The 23,024-nt window shown below is 50.9% G+C and carries 22 protein-coding genes, 2 tRNA genes and 1 other RNA gene; 21 read left to right on the forward strand and 4 right to left on the reverse strand.

Going from position 1 to position 23,024, the window contains the following annotated elements; genetic code table 11:
- The first annotated feature begins 206 nt into the window (after nt 1-206).
- The 7 genes from F3F93_RS03885 (at nt 207) to F3F93_RS03915 (ending at nt 7,149) form a co-directional block, all read left to right on the forward strand.
- Nucleotides 207-788 (forward strand): hypothetical protein, encoded by a 582-nt coding sequence (locus tag F3F93_RS03885; RefSeq protein ID WP_176957865.1) that lies wholly within the window; start codon nt 207-209, stop codon nt 786-788.
- An 8-nt stretch (nt 789-796) separates the two neighbouring features.
- Entirely contained in the window at nt 797-1,501 is a 705-nt protein-coding gene (locus tag F3F93_RS03890) for a PrsW family glutamic-type intramembrane protease (protein ID WP_176957866.1), read from the forward strand.
- A gap of 328 nt (nt 1,502-1,829) precedes the next feature.
- Complete coding sequence (locus F3F93_RS03895) at nt 1,830-3,170, forward strand: DNA methyltransferase (protein WP_176957867.1); 1,341 nt, start codon at nt 1,830-1,832, stop codon at nt 3,168-3,170.
- The gene (locus F3F93_RS03900; RefSeq protein WP_176957868.1) at nt 3,160-3,561 is read left to right on the forward strand and encodes a DUF5681 domain-containing protein; all 402 of its coding nucleotides are present in this window, start codon (nt 3,160-3,162) and stop codon (nt 3,559-3,561) included. Before F3F93_RS03895 ends, F3F93_RS03900 begins: the two co-directional genes overlap by 11 nt.
- Nucleotides 3,558-4,988 (forward strand): hypothetical protein, encoded by a 1,431-nt coding sequence (locus tag F3F93_RS03905; RefSeq protein WP_176957869.1) that lies wholly within the window; start codon nt 3,558-3,560, stop codon nt 4,986-4,988. Before F3F93_RS03900 ends, F3F93_RS03905 begins: the two co-directional genes overlap by 4 nt.
- A 71-nt stretch (nt 4,989-5,059) precedes the next feature.
- A complete protein-coding gene (locus F3F93_RS03910; RefSeq protein WP_176957870.1) occupies nt 5,060-5,485 on the forward strand; it encodes a DUF2924 domain-containing protein in 426 nt (141 codons plus the stop codon).
- Nucleotides 5,482-7,149 carry a recombinase family protein gene (locus tag F3F93_RS03915; protein WP_176957871.1) on the forward strand — a complete coding sequence of 556 codons (1,668 nt, stop codon included), beginning with the start codon at nt 5,482-5,484 and terminating at the stop codon, nt 7,147-7,149. The genes F3F93_RS03910 and F3F93_RS03915 overlap by 4 nt, the downstream gene beginning before the upstream one ends.
- 234 nt (nt 7,150-7,383) lie before the next feature.
- Here the strand turns inward: F3F93_RS03915 and F3F93_RS03920 are convergent.
- Nucleotides 7,384-7,473: transfer RNA gene (locus tag F3F93_RS03920), tRNA-Ser, on the reverse strand.
- Between the two features lie 108 nt (nt 7,474-7,581).
- Nucleotides 7,582-8,256, reverse strand: a complete 675-nt coding sequence (locus tag F3F93_RS03925) for a dienelactone hydrolase family protein (RefSeq protein ID WP_176957872.1) — start codon at nt 8,254-8,256, stop codon at nt 7,582-7,584.
- 60 nt (nt 8,257-8,316) lie between these two features.
- On the opposite strand from F3F93_RS03925, the gene mpl reads away from it, so the two are divergent.
- The 4 genes from mpl to F3F93_RS03945 all read left to right on the forward strand — a co-directional run bounded on the left by mpl (nt 8,317) and on the right by F3F93_RS03945 (nt 12,865).
- Nucleotides 8,317-9,711 (forward strand): UDP-N-acetylmuramate:L-alanyl-gamma-D-glutamyl-meso-diaminopimelate ligase, encoded by a 1,395-nt coding sequence (gene mpl / locus F3F93_RS03930; RefSeq protein ID WP_176957873.1) that lies wholly within the window; start codon nt 8,317-8,319, stop codon nt 9,709-9,711.
- A 116-nt stretch (nt 9,712-9,827) separates the two neighbouring features.
- The gene (locus F3F93_RS03935) at nt 9,828-10,775 is read left to right on the forward strand and encodes a class 1 fructose-bisphosphatase (RefSeq protein WP_176957874.1); all 948 of its coding nucleotides are present in this window, start codon (nt 9,828-9,830) and stop codon (nt 10,773-10,775) included.
- Nucleotides 10,776-10,845: 70 nt separating this feature from the next.
- Entirely contained in the window at nt 10,846-11,568 is a 723-nt protein-coding gene (locus tag F3F93_RS03940) for a uracil-DNA glycosylase (RefSeq protein ID WP_347239192.1), read from the forward strand.
- A gap of 766 nt (nt 11,569-12,334) precedes the next feature.
- On the forward strand, nt 12,335-12,865 hold the full coding sequence (locus F3F93_RS03945; protein WP_241696981.1) for a peptidylprolyl isomerase: 531 nt from the start codon (nt 12,335-12,337) through the stop codon (nt 12,863-12,865).
- A gap of 15 nt (nt 12,866-12,880) precedes the next feature.
- Here F3F93_RS03945 and F3F93_RS03950 read toward each other — a convergent pair.
- Together F3F93_RS03950 and F3F93_RS03955 are read right to left on the reverse strand one after the other, a co-directional pair.
- Nucleotides 12,881-12,956, reverse strand: a tRNA-Thr gene (locus F3F93_RS03950).
- Between the two features lie 99 nt (nt 12,957-13,055).
- Complete coding sequence (locus tag F3F93_RS03955; RefSeq protein ID WP_176957877.1) at nt 13,056-13,778, reverse strand: 16S rRNA (uracil(1498)-N(3))-methyltransferase; 723 nt, start codon at nt 13,776-13,778, stop codon at nt 13,056-13,058.
- 94 nt (nt 13,779-13,872) lie between these two features.
- Here F3F93_RS03955 and F3F93_RS03960 point away from each other — a divergent pair, with 94 nt between their 5' ends.
- The 10 genes from F3F93_RS03960 (at nt 13,873) to nuoG (ending at nt 22,966) form a co-directional block, all read left to right on the forward strand.
- On the forward strand, nt 13,873-14,445 hold the full coding sequence (locus F3F93_RS03960; protein WP_176957878.1) for a chorismate lyase: 573 nt from the start codon (nt 13,873-13,875) through the stop codon (nt 14,443-14,445).
- A gap of 9 nt (nt 14,446-14,454) precedes the next feature.
- The gene (locus F3F93_RS03965) at nt 14,455-15,327 is read left to right on the forward strand and encodes a 4-hydroxybenzoate octaprenyltransferase (RefSeq protein WP_176957879.1); all 873 of its coding nucleotides are present in this window, start codon (nt 14,455-14,457) and stop codon (nt 15,325-15,327) included.
- Nucleotides 15,328-15,357: 30 nt separating this feature from the next.
- Nucleotides 15,358-15,707: a transfer-messenger RNA gene (gene ssrA / locus F3F93_RS03970) on the forward strand.
- Between the two features lie 497 nt (nt 15,708-16,204).
- Complete coding sequence (ndhC, locus tag F3F93_RS03975; RefSeq protein WP_176957880.1) at nt 16,205-16,576, forward strand: NADH-quinone oxidoreductase subunit A; 372 nt, start codon at nt 16,205-16,207, stop codon at nt 16,574-16,576.
- Nucleotides 16,567-17,043 (forward strand): NADH-quinone oxidoreductase subunit B, encoded by a 477-nt coding sequence (locus F3F93_RS03980; RefSeq protein ID WP_176957881.1) that lies wholly within the window; start codon nt 16,567-16,569, stop codon nt 17,041-17,043. Before ndhC ends, F3F93_RS03980 begins: the two co-directional genes overlap by 10 nt.
- Before the next feature lie 6 nt (nt 17,044-17,049).
- Entirely contained in the window at nt 17,050-17,667 is a 618-nt protein-coding gene (locus F3F93_RS03985; protein WP_176957882.1) for an NADH-quinone oxidoreductase subunit C, read from the forward strand.
- Nucleotides 17,660-18,838 (forward strand): NADH-quinone oxidoreductase subunit D, encoded by a 1,179-nt coding sequence (locus tag F3F93_RS03990; protein ID WP_176957883.1) that lies wholly within the window; start codon nt 17,660-17,662, stop codon nt 18,836-18,838. The genes F3F93_RS03985 and F3F93_RS03990 overlap by 8 nt, the downstream gene beginning before the upstream one ends.
- A complete protein-coding gene (locus F3F93_RS03995; protein WP_176957884.1) occupies nt 18,835-19,335 on the forward strand; it encodes an NAD(P)H-dependent oxidoreductase subunit E in 501 nt (166 codons plus the stop codon). Before F3F93_RS03990 ends, F3F93_RS03995 begins: the two co-directional genes overlap by 4 nt.
- Complete coding sequence (gene nuoF, locus F3F93_RS04000; RefSeq protein ID WP_176957885.1) at nt 19,332-20,612, forward strand: NADH-quinone oxidoreductase subunit NuoF; 1,281 nt, start codon at nt 19,332-19,334, stop codon at nt 20,610-20,612. Before F3F93_RS03995 ends, nuoF begins: the two co-directional genes overlap by 4 nt.
- Nucleotides 20,609-22,966, forward strand: coding sequence for an NADH-quinone oxidoreductase subunit NuoG (gene nuoG / locus F3F93_RS04005; protein ID WP_176957886.1), 2,358 nt, complete (start codon nt 20,609-20,611; stop codon nt 22,964-22,966). The genes nuoF and nuoG overlap by 4 nt, the downstream gene beginning before the upstream one ends.
- The last annotated feature ends 58 nt before the right edge of the window (nt 22,967-23,024 follow it).

Raw genomic sequence — 23,024 nt, forward strand, 5'->3', positions numbered from 1 at the left:
ACAACGAACATCATGCACCGACGAGATTTTCTCGAACTGCTAATCGAGAAAGATCCTCCCGGAAAGCCAACATCAGCAGAAACTCATCGGCAAATGACGCTCATCCATGCTTAACCGGACAGCAGTGAACAAGCATATAAATAATAGAACAAACCTTGTGATAGGCTTTTTACAAAGAGTTTGTCATGCTATAGGGAGAAGAAAGATTGAACACAAAAGGGTATGTATATACACACAGAAACAGCCTGATTCATGAGAATCGTACTTATCGGATCGGGGATGATGCACTGAGCTGGCAGGATGATAATAAATCCGGGGAGCGTTTACTGTATTCGGACATACATTCAGTCGAAGCACAGTTTGCACCCTCGCGCGTACAGTCCAACCGGTATCTAATGCGCTTGAGAACGCGCAATAATGGAAAAATTGATATCACCAATACCACCTATAAGGGCATCGGTGATTTTGAGGAGTTGAACGAAAGTTATGTGCCATTTGTGAGCGAGCTACATCGCAAGATTGCAGAAATGAATCCGGCAGCAGCTTTTAAACAGGGCAGTTCATGGGCTGGTTACTTGGTTGCGATTGTAGTCACGATTGCACTGGTATTGGTCATTATCGGTGCGGGGGTGTTCTTTCTGACAGCGGGTATGGTCTGGGTGGCAGCGATTAAGTTGGCCATCCTGATTTTCTTTTTCCCAAGATTGCTACGCTACGTGAAACGCAATAAACCGGGCAGTTATGATCCGCTTAAGCTGCCTGCAGATATTCTGCCGGATGTGGCCTGATTGTATCCATGCTGATGGTTTTTTTCACAGTCGCTGCAGCTCTACTTCCTTCCATCACCCTGCTTCGCTGGTTCCGTAACAGTGATCAGTTTCCGGAGCCCTGGACTGTGGTTCGGCGCGTATTCTGGCGCGGGGTGTGGGTCATTTTACCTGTCGTGGTGGTTGCCCAGTTTCTGGAAGTGCTGCAGCCGGAAGATCCGTTTTATGGTGCGCTGTTTGAAGCATTTATGCTTGCTGCTATACCCGAAGAGTTATTCAAATATATTGTGTTGGTAATGTTCTGTTTGCGTCTGAAAGAGTTTGATGAGCCGATGGATGGTATCGTTTATGGCGTAACCGTATCCCTTGGTTTCGCCACGTTGGAGAATATCCTTTATGTCATGGATGGTGGTTTGACTGTAGCCATTATGCGTGCTTTCACCTCAGTGCCCGTGCACGCCATGATGGGGGCGATCATGGGTTATTTTATTGCCATGACGTTGATCGAACCGGAAAACAGGAATCGCAATTATCTGCTTGCATTTCTTGTACCGATGATGCTGCACGGACTCTACGATTTTCCGCTGATGTATTTTTCTGCTACCGGAGATGTTGCAGAACCGGACGATAATACCGGTTTCATGATCATGATCTGGTTTGTTACTTTTTTCCTGATGTGGCGCATGGCTGTCGTTTATACAAAACGGCTGCAACTGCATCAGCAAAACCTGTGAATAAACTGAATGTTTATCCGGATTAGTTACCACTTCCCATTGAACAAGCAATCAGAAAATATATACCCCAAGCATCCTACAGTCCTCATGTGAAAAAAGTGTTTCACACGGACTTCGGCGAAGATCCGTAAATTAGCCCTATTCAACTTTTCCGTACTCTATGTATTGTGCCTTTAAGATATGTCTTCTCTATCACATGATATCATGCAACTGGCTGATTCTTAAAGTGAAATAAAATATTCTTTGCATGGCTCGTTAGGAGGTTCCAGGATTCTCGAAAATAAATCGCACACAAGGAGGTAATAGCGATGTAGAGGAGAAGATTGAAATGAATAGTAAACCTGAATGCCAGCATGAGGCAATTACTCATAGGTCGCCAAGTGGTCTTACCCCCTGGCCAACCAACGCCAGAACCCATTCTAAGAAACTGCTAGTGAAATTAAAAGCATCAATCCAAAAGTTCGGTTTCACAGCCCCCGTTTTGATCGACGAGAAAGATGTAATCTTAAGCGGTCATGGTCGAGTAGAAGCAGCCAAAGAGCTTGGTTTAAAGAGTGTTCCAGCTCGAGTGATTGCAGGACTAACGGAAGTTCAGAAGCGCGCCTATGTACTTGCGGACAATAAGATTGCTCAACTTTCTGGTTGGGATAATGATATTCTCAAATCTGAGATGGAAATCCTGATTCAAGATGATTTTAATATCGATACTACTGGCTTTAGCACAGCGGAAGTCGACCTTATGTTCGGTGAAGAAATGGGACCAGAATCAGATAGCTCTGATGAACTCAGCGAAATAGATGTACCGGAGCAAGTGATCTCACAGGCTGGTGATCTGTGGCAACTTGATAGTCACCGTCTTCTGTGTGGTAATGCTCTTGACCCAGAAAGTTATGGAAAACTAATGAAGGGTGTCCAAGCTCAGATGGTGATCACCGATCCACCTTACAATGTTCCGATTGCAGGCCATGTGTGTGGTAATGGCAAGCCGAAGCACAAAGAGTTTGCTATGGCATCTGGCGAGATGTCCGAAAGCGAGTTTACCACATTCCTCAGCGACGTCTTCTCACAGATTCATGATGCCATGCAAGATGGTGGAATCTTCTTCAGCTTTATGGATTGGCGTCACATGACTGAAATGCAGGCGGCCGCTAAGCCAATGTTTGGTTCCCCTCGCCAACTATGTGTCTGGTGTAAGGATAATGGCGGCATGGGGACTTTCTATCGTAGCCAACATGAACTTATTTTTGTTTTTAGGAAAGGCGATGCAGCACATATCAACAACTTTGAACTTGGCCAGCATGGACGTTACCGAACCAATGTCTGGAATTACCCCGGAGTAAATACATTCAAAGGCAAAGGTTATGAACTTTTGTCTATGCATCCAACGGTTAAGCCGGTTGCCATGATTGCCGATGCGATTCGGGATTGCAGTCATCGGAGTGGCTTGATCCTGGATCCATTCTCCGGAAGCGGCACGATTTTAATTGCTGCCGAGCGCACAGGACGACATGCACGCGCCATCGAACTGGATCCACAGTACGTGGATGTGTCGGTAAAACGTTGGCAGCGCGTCACCGGAAATCAAGCAGTGCTTACCTCTACTGGCCAAACCTGGGATCAGCTTTCTAGTGAGCGTCTCTCTAAGCAGGAGGTGCCTCATGGGCTATGAAGTCGGGTATCGCCGCCCACCCAAGGGTGGGCAGTTCAAAAAGGGACAGTCAGGCAACCCAAATGGGAGACCTAAGGGCTCTAAAAACTTCATGACTATTCTGGCCAAGGAGTTGAACCAAAAGGTTGTCGTTAATGAAAACGGTAAAAAGAAAAAGATTTCACGTATGGAAGCGATGGTGAAACGTCTGGTTTCTGAAGCGCTACAGGGGGACAGGCGTTCTTTGCTCACCCTGCTAGAGATGATGCGTAAGACTGGCCAGCTCGAAGAGACGGATATTCAGGGGCTTATTCCGGATGATTACGAAGATATATTAGATACCTATGTAGAAAGCCGCCAAGGGAGAAGGCAGAAAACCAGCCAAGAAAAAACTAAGGAGAATGAATCATGAAGTATACAAAAGAAGAGATATTCTTGGCGGCAATCAAATCAGACTTGAAGGTTTTTATGAGGCAGTGCTTTAACACCATCTATCCTGGTAAAAAATTCGTAGATAACTGGCATATTGATGCCATTATCTACAATCTTGAGAAGGCTATTGAGGGTAAGACACAGCGGCTGATTATCAATCTACCACCGCGCCAAATGAAGTCTTTTATGACGTCAGTGGTTCTACCTGCATTTATTCTAGGAATGGATCCATCAGTAAAGATCATATGTGTGAGCTATTCAGATGAGCTGACAAAAACACTGGCCCTTGATTTTAGACGTATCGTTGAAAGTGAGTGGTATCAGAAGCTATTTTCCCACGTCAGAATCACAAAGATGACCGAGGGTAAAATAGTCACAGATCAAGGTGGTTTCAGATATGCCGTGTCAGTTGGTGGTTCAATAACAGGTATAGGCGGTGATTTTATTATTATTGATGACCCTATCAAGCCAGGAGATGCGTACTCAGATAAAAAAAGGGAGTCTGCAAATGAATGGTTCAGAAGTACTCTGTTAAGCCGCTTAGATGATAAGAAAAAGAGTATTCTAATTTTGGTAATGCAGCGGTTACATGTGAATGACCTTACTGGCTTTGTTGAGGCCAGTAATAACTATAAGAAGCTATCACTGCCTGCGATTGCAATAAAATATGAAGAAATACAGATCAATGATGAAGAGGTATATTATCGAAAAGATGGCGAGCCATTGCATGCTGAATGGGAGGATTTGGAGACGTTGGAGGCAATCAGGGATGAAGTGGGCACACATCACTTTATGTCACAGTACCAGCAGACACCGGAAGTGCCTGAAGGTGGGATGTTCAAACGTAAGTGGCTGAACATTATCGATCGACCACCTGAGGTTCGATATAATGGGCAATGGTTTGTCAGCATTGATTCAGCTTTATCGACATCGGAAACCGCCGATTATTCAGCAATCACCTTGATGTATGCGGACGAAAGAGGTTATTTCGTAATGTTCGCGGAGCGAGGCAGATGGGATTATGAGACATTGCTGTCGAAAGCAAAAGGCTACATTGGTAAGTATGGACGTCGTCTTACATTAGTTGTGGAGTATGCAGGAAGTGGCATATCACTCTACCACTCATTGAAAAGTGTCCATCTCGGTCTGTGCTATAACTACATGCCTAAAGATGACAAGCAGACGCGAGCCGCCTGCGCTGTTCCAATCATTCGTTATGGCCTTCTACATATCGTCAATCAAGAAGGAAAAAACGATTGGGTCGAACCTTATATTAATGAACTAGTAAACTTTCCACATGCTCGATTTGATGATCAGGTTGATAGCTTGGTTCAGGTTTTGAACTTTGTTGAGAACCGGCATTATGTCGGACGACTACAAGAGCGAATTCGGGAAAGTATGACTTGATTGTTTCTCTGAGTAGGGCGTTACTGTCGGGGTGGTTATTAGAGAGATGACTGCCCCGACGGAGGCGCTATGTGGCCAAATTTCTATTGAGGGACAACTGTGAAAATCTGCAGGGTTTGATGGGGCTCAGCCGAAGCGAGTTAGCATATTACTGGGAGAGGACGTTTGGATATGCACCACCAAAGCGGTGCGGCATTGACTTGTTACAAGCGGCACTTGCCTGGCAGTTGCAAATGGAGCAGCTACCAAAGCAGAGTTTTGCAGAGGCCAATCAGATATTTAGACGCATCAGGAAGTGGAAACCTCCAACTTTTAATTTATCTCTATCCCCTGGAACACGGCTGCTGCGTGAATGGCAAGGGAAGACTCATCACGTAACCGTACTGGAAAAGGGTTTTGAGCATGATGGAGAGAAGTATAGAAGCCTGTCAGCAATAGCCAGAAAGGTAACCGGAACCCCTTGGTCGGGCCCTAAGTTTTTCGGATTAAAACCGTGAGAAATTATAAGGCTTGTGCGATCTATACCCGCAAGTCTTCAGAAGAGGGGCTGGGGCAGGAGTTCAACTCTCTGGACGCACAACGCGAAGCGTGCGAGGCATATGTTCTTAGTCAGAAAGCCGAGGGCTGGAGAGCCATTAAAACCAAGTATGACGATGGTGGTTTCTCAGGCGGTAATACTGAGCGCCCTGCACTGGCACAGCTCATGGCTGATGTTGAGGCTGGAAAGATTAAGGTGTTGGTAGTCTACAAGGTCGATCGATTGACCAGGTCCCTTGCCGACTTTGCCAAACTGGTTGAGCTTTTTGATGAGCATGGTGTCTCATTTGTATCAGTAACTCAGCAGTTCAACACTACCAGTTCCATGGGGCGACTGACACTTAATGTGCTTTTATCCTTTGCCCAGTTTGAGCGTGAAGTCACTGGTGAGCGTATCCGAGATAAGATCGCCGCCTCCAAGCGGAAAGGGATGTGGATGGGAGGTATACCACCGATTGGTTATATTCCGCATGAACGCACTCTACAGGTTGAGCCAAAACAGGCAGAGAAGGTGCAGTCAATTTTCCAGCTTTATTTAGAGTTAAAGTTTGTCAGCGCCTTAAAAGAGAAGCTTGATGCAATGAGCTGGGTAACACCGGTTAGATTCACCCGGAAGGAAAAGCAGGTCGGCGGCAAGCCGTTCAGTCGAGGGCATCTCTATCGTATTTTGCGCAATCCAATTTACATAGGGAAGATTGTTCATAAAGACAAAAGATATAACGGTAATCACCCTGCAATCATTAATGAAGAAATCTGGGATGCGGTTCAGGCGCTTCTTGATGAAAATCATATCTCCCACAAAAGCCGTAAAAGAGCAGCGCATCCGAGTCTGCTGACGGGGCTGTTGTTTGATGAACATGGCAACAAACTTACACCGAGTCATACAACGAAAGGAAAGCGCCGCTACCGTTATTATATATTACAACACCCAATTGATGGCTCTTTGGTAGGTCAGCCTGCTCTTCGAGTGCCTGCACAAGAATTGGAACGAACCGTTATTACATCTTTGGCTGGGTTCTTAAATGATAAGGCGAGATTGCTTGAATTGATCGGAATGAAAGATGCCGCAGAAACTCAAAGGGTGCTGAAGCAGGCTACTCAGCATGCAGAGGCACTCACAAAATCGACTGCATCAGACAGGGTCGAATTGCTGAACAGACTTGTTATGCGGATAGAGCTTTATCAGGACAAGCTTATCATTATAATAAATAGTAAAGCGTTATTGGTTACGAAGACTTCTGATAGTATAGAGCTTGTTGTGCCTGTGGAGCTGAAACGCTGCGGCATGGCTATGAAGCTGGTTGTTAGGGCTCCGGCCAGCTCTGAAACCAGAGCTCCTGACCTTAAGCTTCTGGCTCTCATCGCCAAAGGGAATCAGTGGTTCACCAAGCTGATATCAGGTCAGTGCGATAGTGTTCAACAGGTAGCACAAGAGGTTGGTGTCAGTAGTTCCTATTGTACGCGACTTATTTATCTCTCATTTTTGGATCCGTCGATCATTCAATTACTGCTGGATGGGAAGCAACCACCAGAACTCAATGCTGATCAACTCAAACGATGTGTGCCGTTACCGGTTGATTGGAGCGAACAGCATAAGCTCCTTGGCTTCGAAAAACGATTCTGATTTTCTGCTATAAAGCACCAGATAAACGATCATTCTGATCTCTGAAATATACCATCTTTTAAACTAGGCAAATCCAATGCGGTACCACTCGGTTTGCCAACAGAGAATTATGAACAATTTGGTGAAAAGTTCTCTGCGAATCCATCAGTAGAGAATACAGATAGTGCGAGAAAAGCCCGGAAACAAGCCATTTAGAAAAAAGAAAAGCCACCATCTCTGGTGGCTTTAACTAGCTGGCGGAGAGAGAGGGATTCGAACCCTCGGTACGCTTTCACGTACACACGCTTTCCAGGCGTGCTCCTTCAACCACTCAGACATCTCTCCAGTACCTTGTGAAAATGGTGCGCTTCGCAAGGGCGGCGGATATTAGGGATTAAGCTGATCAATCGCAAGAGGGAGGGGTGGAAGGCTTTGTGCCCGGTTGTTCGGGACTCAGGAGGGTGAAAGGATGGTGTTGATCCATTTGCCTATCTGGCGAATCTCTTCAGGGCAGACACTGTGCTGCATCGGGTAGCTGTGCCACTCAATGGTGCAGCCTGCATCTAGCAGTTTTCTTCTCGAGCTATCACCCAGTGCGAAAGAAACAACCGGATCATTGATGCCATGAGCCATGAATATCGGGGTGTTCAGCGCTGCCGGCTTGAATCGCTCCAGCTGATCAGGTAGCAGCAGGTAACCGGAGAGCGCCATAATGCCCGCCAGCGGCTGGCTCTGGGCAAGTCCGACATGCAGGCTCATCGCGGCACCCTGTGAGAAACCGGCCAGAATAATGCGGTTGCTTTTGATGCCGCGCATCTGCTCCTGCTCAATCAGCATCTGGATGTCAGTCGTCGATGCCTTGATGCCTTTGCGGTCATGTTCAATACCGAGATCGGTCTGTTTGATGTCGTACCAGGCGGGCATGATGTAGCCGCCATTGAGTGTCACCGGCATCGACGGGGCATGTGGAAAGATGAAGCGCACGGCAAGCGCTGAAGGCAGACCAAGCTGAGGAACAATCGGCTCAAAGTCATGACCATCGGCACCCAGTCCGTGCAGCCAGATAATCGTGGCGGTCGGTTTGGGGCCTGTTTCGACCGTGATGTGCGGTAAAGTGTGTAGAACCATGGGCAAATCATGCCGCAATAAATCCTTTGTGTCTTCGTGTCTTTGTGGTTCAATTTCGAAATGGGAAAACACATTCATATTCTCGGTGTATGCGGCACCGCCATGGCTGCGATTGCCGCACTGGCCAAAGCCAGTGGCTTCCGTGTTACCGGCTCTGATGCCGGAGTTTATCCGCCGATGTCCGATTATCTGGCTGAGCTCGGAGTTGATATCGCCCCCTTTGCCATCGAAAATCTGCAGCCGGCACCTGATCTTTGTGTGATCGGTAACGCCATGAGTCGTGGTAATGTTGAGGTGGAAGCAATACTTAATCGAGGTCTGGCCTACTGCTCAGGCCCTGAGTTTGTCGGTAACCATGTTCTTCCCAGCCGCCATGGCGTGGTGGTGGCAGGTACACATGGCAAAACAACCACAGCTTCAATTATGGCGCATCTTCTTGAGGTTGCAGGCAGAGAGCCGGGTTTTCTGATTGGCGGTGTGCCTGAAAATTTCGGTGGTGGTGCCAGTCTTGGTGCGGGCGAAGCGTTTGTGTTGGAAGGGGATGAGTATGACACCGCCTTTTTCGACAAACGCAGCAAATTCCTGCACTACCATGCCCGCACGCTGATTCTCAATAATCTTGAATATGATCACGCTGATATTTTTCCTGACCTGGAAGCGATCAAAACACAGTTCTGCCATCTGCTGCGCACCGTGCCTGCTGACGGCAATATCATTGCCAACGCGGATGAGTCGGAGGTCACTGATGTCTTAAGTCGCGGCTGCTGGACACCGATAACCGCTTTTGCCCGTTATCCGCATGCCACAGCCCAGTGGCAGTGGCAGCCGTTGAGTGATGATGGGGCGCAATATCGCATCTATAAAGATGGCGAGATGTGGCTGGAGTGTGAGTGGCAGATGATCGGTATACACAACGCGGCCAATGCCTGTGCGGTTGCTGCTGCAGCCACCACGATGGGGGTGGAGCGCGATGAAATCGCTGCGGCATTCGCCAGCTTTTCCGGTATACGCCGCCGCATGACGCTGGTCGGTGAGGCTGGTGGTGTGAAGGTGTTTGATGATTTTGCCCATCATCCCACGGCGATCACCAATATGGTCAGTGCTGCCAAGGCTGCGATGCGGCGCAGCGGTGCAGAGGGTAAATTATGGGTGATTGTAGAGCCACGCTCCAACACCATGCGCACAAAGGTGCATCAGGAGCGCTTGCCGCTCTGTTTTGAGGCGGCGGATGTGGTCGTTTTTGCTGAGCCCTCCGATCGCAATCTGAAGCCGGACGAGGTGCTGGATGTGGGGCGTGTATGTGCCACTATCGGCAGTCGCGCATCGATGATTGCTTCAGTGGATGGGATTGTTGCTTATGTTGCAGCAGGGGTGGCAGCAGGCGATCAGCTGCTGGTTTTGTCCAATGGTGGTTTTGAGGGAATTCACGGCAGGTTGTTGAAGGCGCTGGCCTGACCCTCCTCGAATCTCAGGGTTTTGTAATTTGAGACCCGTTTAGCTAGTATGACCGCGCTTTATCTTCCGGACACTCCGCTTGCAGGGGGCCGGTAAAGCCTAGATTGGGAGGGGATATGCCAACGACAATGAACAATATTGCCAAACAGGGTGCCAATGGCGCTGCGATGATGCCGATTATTCAGGGTGTCGGACGTGCTGCGATTGAGATTGCAGCGGTTCTGCGCGGTGCAGTTTTCAGGGGCGCGCTCGGTGGAGCTGGTAGTGAAAATGTACAGGGTGAGCAGCAGCAGGTGCTGGACGTGCTCTCCGATGAGATCTTTCTTGATGAGATGCGCTCTACCGGTTTTGTCTGCGCGGTAGGTTCTGAAGAGCAGGAAGAGTTGCTGGTGATTGAAGAGTATAGCCACGCTGATTATCTGGTACTGGTCGACCCGCTGGATGGTTCATCCAACCTCGATGTTGATGGTCCTGTCGGTACGATCTTCTCTGTTGTTAAGCGGAAAACAGCCAACTCCGAGCGTCCACATGTTTCTGACACCCTGCAGTCAGGGCAGGGCGTGATTGCAGCCGGTTATGTGCTCTACGGCCCATCGCTGATGCTGGTTGCTTCTGTGGGCGAGGGTGTGAACGGTTACACCTTTAATCCGGCTGCCGCACGTTTTGAGCTAAGTCATGCCGACATCCGTATTCCTGAAACCGGCGGTTACTACTCAGTGAATGAGTCCAACAAGGACAAGTGGCTTGATGGCATGGGCGACAAGCTCGATAATATGAAGGCGGAGACTGGTCTTGGTATGCGTTATGTTGGCGCTATGGTGGCTGATATGCACCGCACCCTGCTTAAGGGCGGTGTGTTCCTCTATCCTGCCGATGAGAAAAACACGACCGGTAAACTGCGTCTTCTTTATGAAGCGATCCCGATGGGCTTTGTGATGGAGCAGGCGGGTGGCAAGGCGATGAGTAACGGTATTGCTGTGCTGGATATTGAGCCGGAAGCGCTGCATCAGCGTGTGCCTGTCTATCTTGGTTCCAACACCAACGTAGACGCTCTGCTCGGCTGATCTAAAAGAGGGTTTTCCGGCTTTGGCCGAAAACGAACTTTTTCTAAAAACGTATTTGAGGGAAATCGGTGTGCAGACACCGGTTTCCCTTTTTACATCCGGGCCGAGGATTTCAGCGGCGGAATCTGCTGCTGCATCTGCATCGACGCAGTCAGCATCAACGCGACCGGCTGCTGAGCAGGCTGCGATTGTTGAGCTCTCCGCGATGCCTGAGGGCGAACGCTCTGAAACTAACTCCGGCACTCTCGCTGCGCTGGCTGAGAAGGCGGCAACCTGTCGACTTTGCGGGCTGGCTGAAACGCGAACGCAGGTGGTGTTTGGCGTTGGCAATCCGAATGCCGATATTGTTTTTATTGGTGAGGCGCCGGGGCGCGATGAGGATGCAAAGGGTGAGCCGTTTGTCGGTCGAGCCGGTCAGTTGCTTGACCGTATGCTGGCTGCAATCGATCTGGATCGTGACAGGGCTTATATTATGAACACCATCAAATGCCGGCCACCGAATAATCGCGACCCGCGTATGGATGAGGTGCAATCCTGTAATTTGTGGTTTGAACAGCAGCTTGAGCTGTTGCAGCCGAAGATGATCTGCCTGTTGGGGCGTGTGGCAGCACAGACTGTGCTGGAGACAGATGCCCCATTGGGCTCGCTGCGCGGGCAGTGGCATGATTATCAGGGTATACCGGTATGGGTAACCTATCATCCAGCTTACCTGTTACGCTCTCCTGCGCAGAAGCAGAAAAGCTGGCTTGATCTGCAGGCGCTTGCTTCGCGTTATAATCAGCTGAACTCCTGACCGTATGCGGGTATTGTCCGTTGCTGAAGATTTGGCGATCCAGTGCCAGGCCTGCTTTGTGAACCCTTGCTATGGTTGATATCAACAGATAGATGGCAATGCTGGCGATGAGAGGGCTTTAGATCAGTGCGCCGCCTATATAAAAGCCGGTCAGTGTAATCAGTGAAATAGCGATATCGAATTCAAACATAGTGTCTCCCTCCAGAGTGGTGTGATGGGGAGAAGTATGCCGTGGTGCCCTATCAACAATGTGGCAATTGTCACACAATGTTAAATTGTTAAGGGTGTTCTAAAGAAAATCAGATCGATGCGCCGATGAAGATGCAGCTGAGTGCGAGTGCCGTATAGGCGATATCAAATTTAAGCATAAAAAAACCTCCAGTCGTTTTGATGGAGGTAGTGTCGGATGAATCGGTTGCGTGTGCCTGTGTTCAGGGTCACAACTCTCTACAGATGATTAAATTGAGGCAGCTACGAAAAAACAGGCGAGTGTCAGCGTTGCGTATGCAATGTCGAACTTGATCATGATCTACTCCTTAATCTTACTCCCTCTTGGCAAGGGGGCGCGGAACACTGCGCAGGAGCAGGTGCCAAACCGTGACCCGGATCACACTTTTTCAAGATGGCGGTTTATTGTCTGATTGATGCGGCAGCTTCTAATCCATAGGCTTGCTGTTCTCTCGCTGTTGAGTTGGCGAGAGCTACACAGGGAGAGTTGCGCATGAGACGATTGATCAGGGTTGCTTTTTTTTGTTCATTGCTGGCGATGTCGTCTCTGCAGGCCGGAGCCGCTGAGGGTAACCGCCATGTCGAGATTCAGACAAACAAAGGTAACATCGAGATTGAACTCTATGCAGACAGGGCGCCGGAGAGTGTGAAAAACTTTCTCAGATATGCGTTGGCATCTGCCTATGATGACACTATTTTCCACAGAGTTATTCCCGGCTTTATGATTCAGGGCGGCGGTTACGAAGCTAGCTTTAGAGAGAGAACAACGCTTGCGCCGATCAAAAGCGAGGCAGACAACGGCATGAAAAATCTTCGTGGTACTGTTGCTATGGCGCGCACCTCTGACCCGCACTCGGCTACCTCCCAGTTCTTTATCAACCTGAAGGATAACGGTTTTCTCAATTTCCGATCCCGTAATATCAATGGTTGGGGTTATACCGTGTTCGGTAAGGTGACTGCAGGCATGGATGTCGTTGATGCGATCGCCATGGTGCCAACCACCTCGGCAAGAGGGCACAATGATGTGCCTGTTGAGCCGGTTGTGATCAAGGGTGTTGTTATCAAATAAATGTTTCACAAGAGGTGGAGCCGATGAGCGGAATCGAACCGCTGGCCTGCTCATTACGAGTGAGCTGCTCTGCCAACAGAGCTACATCGGCGATTCACGGGGACTGAAAAGCTTCATTCATTTTGTTTTCAGCGCACAAAGGAAAAAAACATGGCTTTGTGTTCGAGTGCAGGTTTTTAGCCTTCGCCCGTTAACTCTCCAGCAGTGACTGGATGGCGGCAAGCAGGGCGGGGGCTGCGGTTTCTGTGCGCATGACACGCGGGCCGAATGTGAGATTGGTAAAGCCGCCTGCCTTCAATGTTTCAATGTCGCGATCGCTCCAGCCGCCTTCAGGGCCGATTGCCAGAGTGATCTCATCGGCAGCAAGCATGTTCGGCTTTTCATGGCCCCAGCTTGTTTCGCTTGCCGGATGCAGGGTGTAGCAGAGGCCGCAGGCAGGTGTGCTGCTCAGTTTTTCATGCCAGCTGATGGTTGGCACGATAGTGCGCTGACTCTGCTCGGCAGCTTCAATGATAATCTTCTGCCAGCGTAACATGCGTTTGCTTAGCTTGGCGCCATCGAGTTTGAGGGATGAGCGTTCACTGCGCATGATGTGAAAGCTGGCGGCGCCCAGTTCAGTGCCTTTCTGAACAATGGAGTCGATCTTCTCACTGCGGCAGGCGGCCTGTGCGATATGAATGCGGCAAGCCATTTCGCGATTCACCTCAGAAAATGATGTAACTGCAAGTGTGGCGTTTCCTTTGCTTAGAGATTGAATTTCCGCATGGTATTCGCCACCTGAACCGTTAAACAGAATCACCGGATCTCCTGTGGTGAAACGCATGACACTGCGCAGGTAGTGCGCCTGATCAGCGGGCAGTTCGATGCTGGTGCCGGGGATTAATGCATCGTCGATGTAGAGGCGGCATGTCATGGCTGGAATTCGGCCTGATTTGTCAGCAATGTGCAAGTCGGATGCATGATGCGAATCATCTTGACCCGGCGGCTGCTTGCCACAGGATGCGCAGATGTTCTTCGGCTCCCTGGAATCACAAAACTGGCAACCTGTTCGCTACTGGAAGGCGGATGAGGCCGGCCTTGGGCGTAATCCCGCCGCTGTTTTGACGACGGCAGGTTCACTGACCCGTTTTCTTGAGCGCCATTTTGGCATTAAGCTGGAGGTGCGTCTGCACGATCAGTTTGTGGATAAGGCGCTGCCTGAAGAGGCTGCGTTGCTGGGCTGTGAGAGTGATGCGCCATCGCTGCGCCGTCAGGTCTCTCTGATGCATCGCGGCTCTGTGCTGTTTGATGCGGAATCGGTCCTGCCGCTGGAGGATCTGCCTGCCGATCTGATCTCAGACCTGGAGGAGGGCAAACGCCCGCTGGGTAACCTGCTGCTCGATCGAGGTCTCTCCCTCTCGCGTTCAGATCTCTGCGTGACGCAGATTGAGAGTGAGCGTGGTATCAATGGCTGCTGGGCCCGGCGTTCAGTGTTGCGTTCGCCATCCGGCACGCGTGCACTGGTGGTTGAGGTGTTTCATCCCGAGATGTGGAATCGTCTGGAGTCATCTGCCCGTCGTTACAACGTTCGGGAAGGTTAATCACCTGCGATGAAGTTTTCGCCGCTTGGTTCAGCTGGTGACTGGTACAGGCTGCTGCGTATTGATCGTCCTGTGGGTTACTGGTTGCTGCTCTGGCCGACGATGTGGGGTCTGCTGGCCGCATCAGGTGGCCAGCCCTCCCTGAAAAACTCACTTATATTCATTCTTGGTGTGTTGCTGATGCGCTCGGCCGGTTGTGTGATTAATGATTATGCCGATCGTGATTTCGACCCGCATGTCGAGCGCACCAAGACACGTCCGATCGCCGCAGGGCAGATAGCTCCGGGGGCTGCGCTTGCCGGATTCGGACTGCTGCTGCTGCTGGCGCTGCTGCTGGTATCGTTGACCTCGCTCTATGTGGTGGCCCTCTCCATTGTCGGTGTCTTGCTGGCCGGGCTCTATCCTTTCCTGAAGCGTTTTACCCACTTTCCGCAGGCCTGGCTTGGCATGGCCTTTGGTTGGGGCGCTGTGATGGCGTGGGCTGCAGAGACCGGCTCAGCCTTTGATTCACCAGTCCCGTGGCTGCTATTTGCGGCCAATATCTTCTGGTCACTCTCCTATGATACCGCTTATGCCTTCGGGGATCGGGCCGATGATCTGAAGATTGGAGTCAAATCGACAGCTATCTGGCTGGGGGAACGGGCCGTGCCGGTTGTGGTGGTGCTGGGGCTTGCTGTGATGGTGCTGCTGGCGCTGGTCACTTCATTGAGTGGTGGTGTGTGGGTGATGCTGGGCTGGATGGCTGCCATGGCGTTGCAGGTGATGCTTTCGCTGCGTCTGTTGCGCAGAGGTGAAGCCTGGGGGTTCTCATTTTTTCTCAAGTCGCACCGGGTTGGTGCGCTGTTTGCACTGGGCTTGCTCTTGCAGGGCTTGTTCGGCTGAACCAATAGGCATAAAGTGCGCGCTTCACACGGGGGCGACTTGGTATCGACGAAGATGCTGAACCCTGTGGGGCATGTCGGGATGGCACTCTCGTTAAAAAGGCTACTTGCAATAATTGCAAACGACGACGTAGAACTAGCTTACGCTGCGTAAGTTACCCCGCTCTTGAGGTGTCCATCCATTGGGAATCCGGGGTCATTTAGATGGAATCGCCACTACAGAACGGAGACTCGTGGTCTGTAGGGTTAAATAGCTACGAATCGACCCTTTGGGCATTTTGTCCGTTTGGTTCTCAAAGGGTGCTACTCGAACGGACTACACATGTAGAACCACAGGCTGATGGTTTTCGGACGCGGGTTCGAGTCCCGCCGCCTCCACCAATAAATAAAAAGGGTGCCCTGTGGGTGCCCTTTTTATTTATTGCTGATGTGTCAGGGGCGAGTGCCCTGCGAAGCACGGGTTCGACAACCTGCCACGACAGGCAGGTTGGACGCGCAAAGCGCGCCCGAAGGGCAAGGGCAGGATGCCCGCAGTCCGTCCCGCCGCCTCCACCACAGGGTAAGATGCAGGATGTGTCTGCTGCGATGGTCTGAATTTTCTGCGCCCGCAATCTTGCGGCTCTTATTGTGTGAGGATGTTGACCCTTTGGCTGCGGCAAGAGAGGCCCGATCTTGCAGGTGAGCAGATTCAGGTTGTTATCACCAGTATTAGCAAGGAAAAACAGTGAAAAAATAATTCATAGTCGCCAATTTCTCCATAGATTTCATAGGGCTAAGACGCTCCAATATACTTGACCAAATGGCGCCCCAGTGGTAGCAAGCACACCCTGCTTTCGAGGGTAGATGCAGGGGTTTTAGTTTAGAGAGGAGGGGATTCCATGGGCGCGGCTTATCTCGCGAACGAATACGCACCGATCTTTATTTTTATTTTGGTTGCCATTGCTATGGGGGCGGCGCCGCTTGTGCTTACGCTTTTCCTGGCGGAGCAGAAGCCGGATGCCGAGAAGCTCTCTGCTTATGAGTGTGGCTTTGAGGCTTTCGAAGATGCGCGGCTTCAGTTTGATGTTCGATTCTATCTTTTAGCGATTCTTTTTGTTGTGTTCGACCTTGAAAGTGCATTCCTCTTTCCGTGGGCCATTGTGCTGGATCAGATCGGTCTGTTCGGTTTTGTCGAGATGGTGCTGTTTCTTGTGGTGTTGCTGGTTGGATATATCTATGCCTGGAAGAAAGGAGCCTTGCAATGGGAATAGAGGGCATTCTCGAAAAGGGTTTTATCACCACCACGGCTGATAAGCTCATCAATGGCGCCCGCGCTGGTTCGTTGTGGCCGATGACCTTCGGTCTGGCCTGTTGTGCGGTGGAGATGATGCATGCAGGCGCGTCGCGCTATGACCTGGACCGTTTTGGTATCGTGTTTCGTCCCTCGCCGCGTCAGGCTGATGTGATGGTGGTTGCAGGCACGCTGTGTAATAAGATGGCGCCTGCGCTGCGCAAGGTTTACGATCAGATGTCCGAGCCTCGCTGGGTGATCTCAATGGGCACCTGTGCTAATGGCGGCGGCTATTATCACTACTCCTATTCGGTAACGCGTGGCTGTGACCGCATTGTGCCGGTGGATATTTATGTGCCGGGCTGTCCTCCGACTGCCGAGGCGCTTCTCTATGGCTTTATTCAGCTGCAGGAGAAGATTAAACGTACCAACACGATTGCGCGGTAGGTTAAGATGACAGACGAAAAGTTACAGGATGATATCGGGGTGGCGGCTGCCACCGATGTTTCGCCAGAGGTTAAAGGTCTGCGCGAGAAATTTGGCGATCAGGTGCTCAGTGTTGTATCGGCACTTGATTGCGAAGTAGTGACGCTGGCGCGCGAGGCAATTGCCGATGCCGGTCATTATCTTAAAAATGAACACCGTTATGAGCAGATGATGGATCTTTGCGGTGTGGATAACAGTGAGCTTCCTGGCTGGAGTGATGCAGCCCCGCGTTTTGAGGTGGTCTATAATCTGCTTTCAATCTCCAGAAATTGCCGCATCCGCCTGAAGGTTGGAGCTAACGAGCGTGATCTGGTCGATTCTGTGACTGAAGTCTGGCCTACGGCCAACTGGTTTGAGCGCGAAGCATTTGATATGTATGGCATTATCTTTAATAACCATCCGGATCTGCGTCGCATCCTCACAGACTATGGTTTTGAAGGTTATCCGTTGCGTAAAGATTTCCCGATGACGGGTCGTGTTGAGATGTTCTTTGATGATGCACAGTGGCGCTGTGTTTATCGTCCGAACCAGCTTGAAGAGCGCATTCTGATTCAGCGGACATGGCCGGGGGTTGATCGTGGCTGAGATTAAAAACTATACCCTGAACTTTGGTCCCCAGCATCCTGCTGCGCATGGCGTATTGCGTCTTGTGCTTGAACTTGACGGTGAGGTGGTCGAGAAGGCTGATCCACATATCGGTCTTTTGCATCGCGGTACCGAGAAGTTGTTTGAGTACAAAACCTATCTGCAGAATGTTCCCTATTTTGATCGATTTGATTACGTCTCGATGATGGCCAATGAGCATGCTTATGCGCTGGCTGTTGAGAAGATGCTTGGTATTGAAGCGCCTGAGCGCGCCCAGTATATCCGTGTGATGTATGCCGAGATTACCCGCATCCTGAATCACTGCATGTGGCTTGGTGCTGTGGCGCTGGATATCGGTGCGATGACCGTGTTCCTCTACTGCTTCCGTGAGCGTGAAGACCTCTTCGACTACTACGAAGAGGTGAGTGGTGCGCGCATGCATGCCGCCTATTTCCGTCCGGGTGGCGTCTCTAAGGATCTGCCTGAAGGGTTGCTTGAGAAGATTAAAGGTTTTACAGAACGCTTTCCGACCTATGTTGATGAGTACGAGACACTACTGACTGAGAATCGCATCTGGAAGCAGCGTAATGTTGATATTGCCGTGGTTGATAAAGAGACCGCGCTGGGCATGGGTTTCTCCGGTCCGATGATTCGTGGTTCCGGTGTCGAGTGGGATCTGCGTAAAACGCAGCCATATGATGTCTACGATAAGATGGATTTTGATATTCCGATTGGTGCCACCGGTGACTGTTATGATCGTTATCTGGTGCGTGTTGAGGAGATGCGCGAGTCCAACCGTATTATTCAGCAGTGTGTTGAGTGGCTGGCGAGCAACCCCGGGCCTGTGAAGGTTGAGGATTACAAGCTGACCAATCCAAAGCGTGCTGAGATGAAGAGTGATATGGAAGCGTTGATCCATCACTTTAAATATTTCCAGGAGGGATTCCATGTGCCTGCTGGTGATGTCTATCAGGCGGTTGAGCATCCTAAGGGTGAGTTTGCTGTTTATATTGTTTCCGATGGTTCCAATAAACCGTACAGGATGAAGGTTCGAGCGCCGGGCTTTGCCCACCTTGAAGCGCTGGATTATATGTGCCGTGGCCACATGATTGCCGATGTGGTGGCGATCCTGGGTACGCAGGATATTGTATTTGGGGAGGTTGACCGATGAGTGCGGATACAGTTCGCTTCAGTGAAGAGCGGTTGGCTGAAATTGCCGAGTTGGTAAAGCGTTATCCCGGGCCTCAGTCTGCATTGATGCCTGTGCTGTATATGGCGCAGGAGGATTTCGGTTATATCTCTATGGATGCGCAGAAGATGATTGCTGAGGTGCTGGGCCTGCGTCTGATGCAGGTGCGTGAAGTGGTGACCTTTTACACCATGTTCAAAGAGCAGCCTACCGGCAAATATCTGCTTGAGGTCTGCACCAATGCGGGCTGCATGCTCAATGGTGCTTATGAGCTGGCTGATCACATGTGTGGCACGCTTGGTATCAGGATGGGAGAGACTACACCGGACGGCCTGTTTACCATCGCTGAGGTGGAGTGCGCAGGAGCCTGTGGTGGTGCACCTGTGGTGCAGGTGAACAATATCTATCATGAGAAGGCGACTCCGGCATCGATGGATGCGTTGATTACTCAGGTTCGTGCGGATGGGGGTGTTGAGTGACTATCTCCTCTGATCCCAAACAGGTCACCCAGATCTGCTTTGACCGAATTAATATCCCGAATCAGAACAAGCTTTCCGTAGCACGAGAGAACGGCGCCTATGAGTTCCTGCCGACTGTGCTCAATGATTTTGATTCAGCGAAAATCATCAATGAGGTGAAGACCTCCGGCATTCGTGGTCGTGGTGGCGCAGGCTTCCCGACTGGTCTGAAGTGGTCGTTTGTGCCGCGCAATACAGGTAAGCCAACTTACCTGCTCTGCAATGCGGATGAGGGTGAGCCGGGCACCTTTAAAGATCGCGATATTATGCGTTTTGATCCGCATCTGCTGATTGAAGGCATGATTATGGCCGGTTTTGCGCTGGATGTGCGTGATGCCTATATCTATATCCGTGGTGAATTCCTGCATGAGGCCAATGTGCTCAATGAGGCCATTGCCGAGGCCTATGCTGCCAACCTGTTGGGAGAGAATATCCTCGGTAGTGGTTACTCGATGAACCTGACGGTGCATCGTGGTGCCGGTGCCTATGTCTGTGGTGAAGAGACCGCATTGATTGAGTCACTGGAAGGCAAGCCGGGTCGTCCGCGCTTTAAGCCGCCATTCCCTGCAGTTGAAGGCTTTTATCGCTGCCCGACGGTTGTGAATAATGTTGAAACGCTGGCAACTGTTCCCGCCATCCTGAAGTTCGGTGGTGAGTGGCATGCTTCTATCGGTATCCCTAATAACACCGGCTGCAAGATCTTTTCTGTATCCGGCCATGTTAACAAGCCGGGCAACTATGAAGTGCCAATGGGTACCTCGCTGAAGACCCTTATTGAAGATTACTGTGGTGGACTGCAGCACGGCAGCGTGCCAAAGGTGATTATTCCGGGTGGTTCATCCACACCGTGGCTGACTGCTGAACACTACGATACGCCACTGACCTATGATGATCTGATGAAAGCCGGGTCGTTCCTTGGCTCTGGTGCTATTATTGTCATGGATGAGACGGCTGATCTGGTTGCGCTTACCCGTCGACTGGCCCATTTCTATGCCCATGAGTCGTGCGGTCAGTGTACGCCGTGTCGTGAAGGTACCGGTTGGCTTGAGCGTGTGATGAAACGCGTTGAGGGCGGTAAAGGTTGTGCCGGTGATGTGACAGTGTTGAAGGATGCTTCTGAGCATATGGCCGGACGCACCATCTGTGCGCTGGCAGAGGGCGCTGCTGCACCTGTTCTCTCCCTGCTCAAACACTTCCCTGAAGATGTGCAAACTCGTCTTGCGGAGAGTTCCAAATGACGCAACTGTTTATTAACGATCAAGAAGTCGATGTAACACCGGGCACCAGTATTCTGGAGGCGTGCCGCCAGAATGATGTTGATGTTCCCTACTTCTGTTATCACCCTGAACTCTCTGTGGCGGCCAACTGCCGCATGTGTCTGGTGGAAGTTGAGGGTTGGGGTAAACCCGCCGCCTCCTGCTGTACACCTGTTTCCGAAGGTATGAAAGTAAAGACCCAGAGTGAGACGCTGGCAAAAGATCGTGAAATGATGATGGAGTATCTGCTGATTCATCATCCGCTTGATTGTCCGGTCTGTGATCAGGGTGGCAGTTGCAAACTACAGGATTATACAGTTGAGCATGGCGCGTCAAAAGGTCGTTACTCCGAGCCTAAGCGTGCGGTGATCAACTATGAGTTGGGCCCGTTTGTGAACACCTGCATGACCCGTTGCATTCACTGCACCCGTTGTGTCCGTTTTGCTGATGAGGTGGCGGGTACCGGTGATATCGGCGTGCTTAACCGCTCTGATCACATGACTATTGCCGGTATCGTTGAGGGCGCCCTCTCATCCGAGCTCTCTGGTAACCTGCCGGATATCTGTCCGGTTGGCGCACTGCTGGATAAGCCTTCGCATGATGTTTCCCGCCCGTGGGAGATGACCAGTCACAGCAGTACCTGTATCCAGTGCCCCAATGGTTGCGATATCTCTATCGAGTCACGTGGTGATCAGGTGATGCGCATTGTTCCTGTTGATGGGAGTCCTGAGCCGTGGATCTGTGATCGCGGCCGTTATGTTTATGACGCTTTCCGTTCCGACAATCGCATTCTCTCTCCTATGGTTCGTCAGGATGGTGCACTGCAGTCGGTTGACTGGAGTGATGCATTCGATCGCACGATTGACCTGCTTAAGGATAAGAAGGTGGGTATTCTCTTCTCATCACAGTGGAGTGTTGAGGGGCATGTGGCTATCAGCCTGATGCGCGATGCACTTTTCCCTGATGCCAAGGTGGCTTTTGATCTGCATCGCCGCGACATGCGCCCATTTGCCTTCGAAGAGGGGCTGGCGATGACAACCAGTCAGATCGAAGCGGCTGATCAGGTTGTTATTCTTGGTTCTGATCTGCGCCAGCGTCTGCCGCTGCTGATGCAGCGACTGCGTAAGCGTGGCCGTGCTGGTAAGCCAGTGTCGCGAATCGGTGCCATGAACTATCGCACCAATATGGAGATCGGCCGTGATGCGCTGATTCGCCCGCGTGACTGGCATGGTGTTATCGCGCGTGCTATGGAGCAGGTCTCCGAGCTGGGTAAAACTGCAGCCGGTTTTGATGCCTGGCTGGGCGCTGTCTCTGATCGTCATGAGGCAGGAAAAATTCTGGCAGATGCACTGATCTCGGATAGCTGTGCGCTGCTTGTCGGTGAAGAGATTCGCTCGCATGAAGATGCGGCATCTCTGATTCATGGCGTTGATCTGCTTATGCGTGCTTGCGGGCATGCCGAGGCAGGTAATGATGGCCGTAACCTTATTCCTGAGGGTGTGAATGCTCAGGTGCTCTCTGCTGTATTTGCAGATGCACGTGTCAGTGCCGGCGATATCTTTGCCGCTGCTTCTGCAGGCGAGCTGGATGCGTTGATTCTGATTGGCAGTGATCCGGTCGGCGACGGGCTCTTCCCATCGGCAGCCAAGGCTGCCTTGCAGAAGGTGCCGCTGGTTCAGATCGGTTCGATCTCCGGTGAGATGGCTGATTATGCTGATGTTCAGCTGCCAGCAGCCGCCTACTCGGAAATTGAGGGGACATTCGTCAATATGGAGGGCCGCGTACGTGTGGCCACCAATCCGATCAAATCACTGGGTCAGGAGCGTCCGCTCTGGAAAGTGATGATGCGTCTGATTCAGGTGATGGGAGCTGAGGTTCCTGTTGTTAGTCTGGATGAGCTGCGCAGTGCTGTTTGCCAGCATCTCTCCGCGCTCTCTGACGCATGGTGTGTGAGTAATCAGGATAGTGCTTTGATTGCTCCGAATCGTAATCGTGATGCTGCCGCGCTGCCAAAAGCCAGAACAGATAGTTTTGAGCTGGATGTTGTCAGTCGCTACTCGATGTACCGGGAAGGTATGTGGGCGCGTGCATCTGCGCTGCTCACAGAGGCCGGTGAACTCAATGCCCTCGATGATGTGCTGGTGCATCCGGACACGCTGGCGGCTAAAGGGTTAAGTGCCGGTGAGCTGGTAGTGAAATCGTTCCTTGGTGAGCAGTGCTTTAACATTGGCGTACGTGAAGATGTAACACCGGGTGTTCTGTTTATTGCCAAGCGTGGTGTTGCCGGTGATCTCTCTGATGTCACGGCGGCTTCTATAGATGGAGGTGCAGTATGACAATTTTGCAGGATAGCAAAATTGCACGCGCAAACGCGCGCCTGCAAGGTACTGCGCA

This window comes from Mariprofundus sp. KV (genome assembly GCF_013387475.1).
Taxonomy (GTDB): Bacteria; Pseudomonadota; Zetaproteobacteria; order Mariprofundales; family Mariprofundaceae; genus Mariprofundus.

What these genes read in the sequence shown, in the direction of transcription:
- F3F93_RS03890 (WP_176957866.1), top strand. Translation starts at nt 797, where the DNA reads ATGCTGATGGTTTTTTTCACAGTCGCTGCAGCTCTACTTCCTTCCATC.
- F3F93_RS03895 (WP_176957867.1), top strand. Translation starts at nt 1,830, where the DNA reads ATGAATAGTAAACCTGAATGCCAGCATGAGGCAATTACTCATAGGTCG.
- F3F93_RS03900 (WP_176957868.1), top strand. Translation starts at nt 3,160, where the DNA reads ATGGGCTATGAAGTCGGGTATCGCCGCCCACCCAAGGGTGGGCAGTTC.
- F3F93_RS03905 (WP_176957869.1), top strand. Translation starts at nt 3,558, where the DNA reads ATGAAGTATACAAAAGAAGAGATATTCTTGGCGGCAATCAAATCAGAC.
- F3F93_RS03925 (WP_176957872.1), bottom strand. Translation starts at nt 8,256, where the DNA reads ATGGTTCTACACACTTTACCGCACATCACGGTCGAAACAGGCCCCAAA.
- mpl (WP_176957873.1), top strand. Translation starts at nt 8,317, where the DNA reads ATGGGAAAACACATTCATATTCTCGGTGTATGCGGCACCGCCATGGCT.
- F3F93_RS03935 (WP_176957874.1), top strand. Translation starts at nt 9,828, where the DNA reads ATGCCAACGACAATGAACAATATTGCCAAACAGGGTGCCAATGGCGCT.
- F3F93_RS03945 (WP_241696981.1), top strand. Translation starts at nt 12,335, where the DNA reads ATGTCGTCTCTGCAGGCCGGAGCCGCTGAGGGTAACCGCCATGTCGAG.
- F3F93_RS03955 (WP_176957877.1), bottom strand. Translation starts at nt 13,778, where the DNA reads ATGACATGCCGCCTCTACATCGACGATGCATTAATCCCCGGCACCAGC.
- F3F93_RS03960 (WP_176957878.1), top strand. Translation starts at nt 13,873, where the DNA reads ATGTTCTTCGGCTCCCTGGAATCACAAAACTGGCAACCTGTTCGCTAC.
- F3F93_RS03965 (WP_176957879.1), top strand. Translation starts at nt 14,455, where the DNA reads ATGAAGTTTTCGCCGCTTGGTTCAGCTGGTGACTGGTACAGGCTGCTG.
- ndhC (WP_176957880.1), top strand. Translation starts at nt 16,205, where the DNA reads ATGGGCGCGGCTTATCTCGCGAACGAATACGCACCGATCTTTATTTTT.
- F3F93_RS03980 (WP_176957881.1), top strand. Translation starts at nt 16,567, where the DNA reads ATGGGAATAGAGGGCATTCTCGAAAAGGGTTTTATCACCACCACGGCT.
- F3F93_RS03985 (WP_176957882.1), top strand. Translation starts at nt 17,050, where the DNA reads ATGACAGACGAAAAGTTACAGGATGATATCGGGGTGGCGGCTGCCACC.
- F3F93_RS03995 (WP_176957884.1), top strand. Translation starts at nt 18,835, where the DNA reads ATGAGTGCGGATACAGTTCGCTTCAGTGAAGAGCGGTTGGCTGAAATT.
- nuoG (WP_176957886.1), top strand. Translation starts at nt 20,609, where the DNA reads ATGACGCAACTGTTTATTAACGATCAAGAAGTCGATGTAACACCGGGC.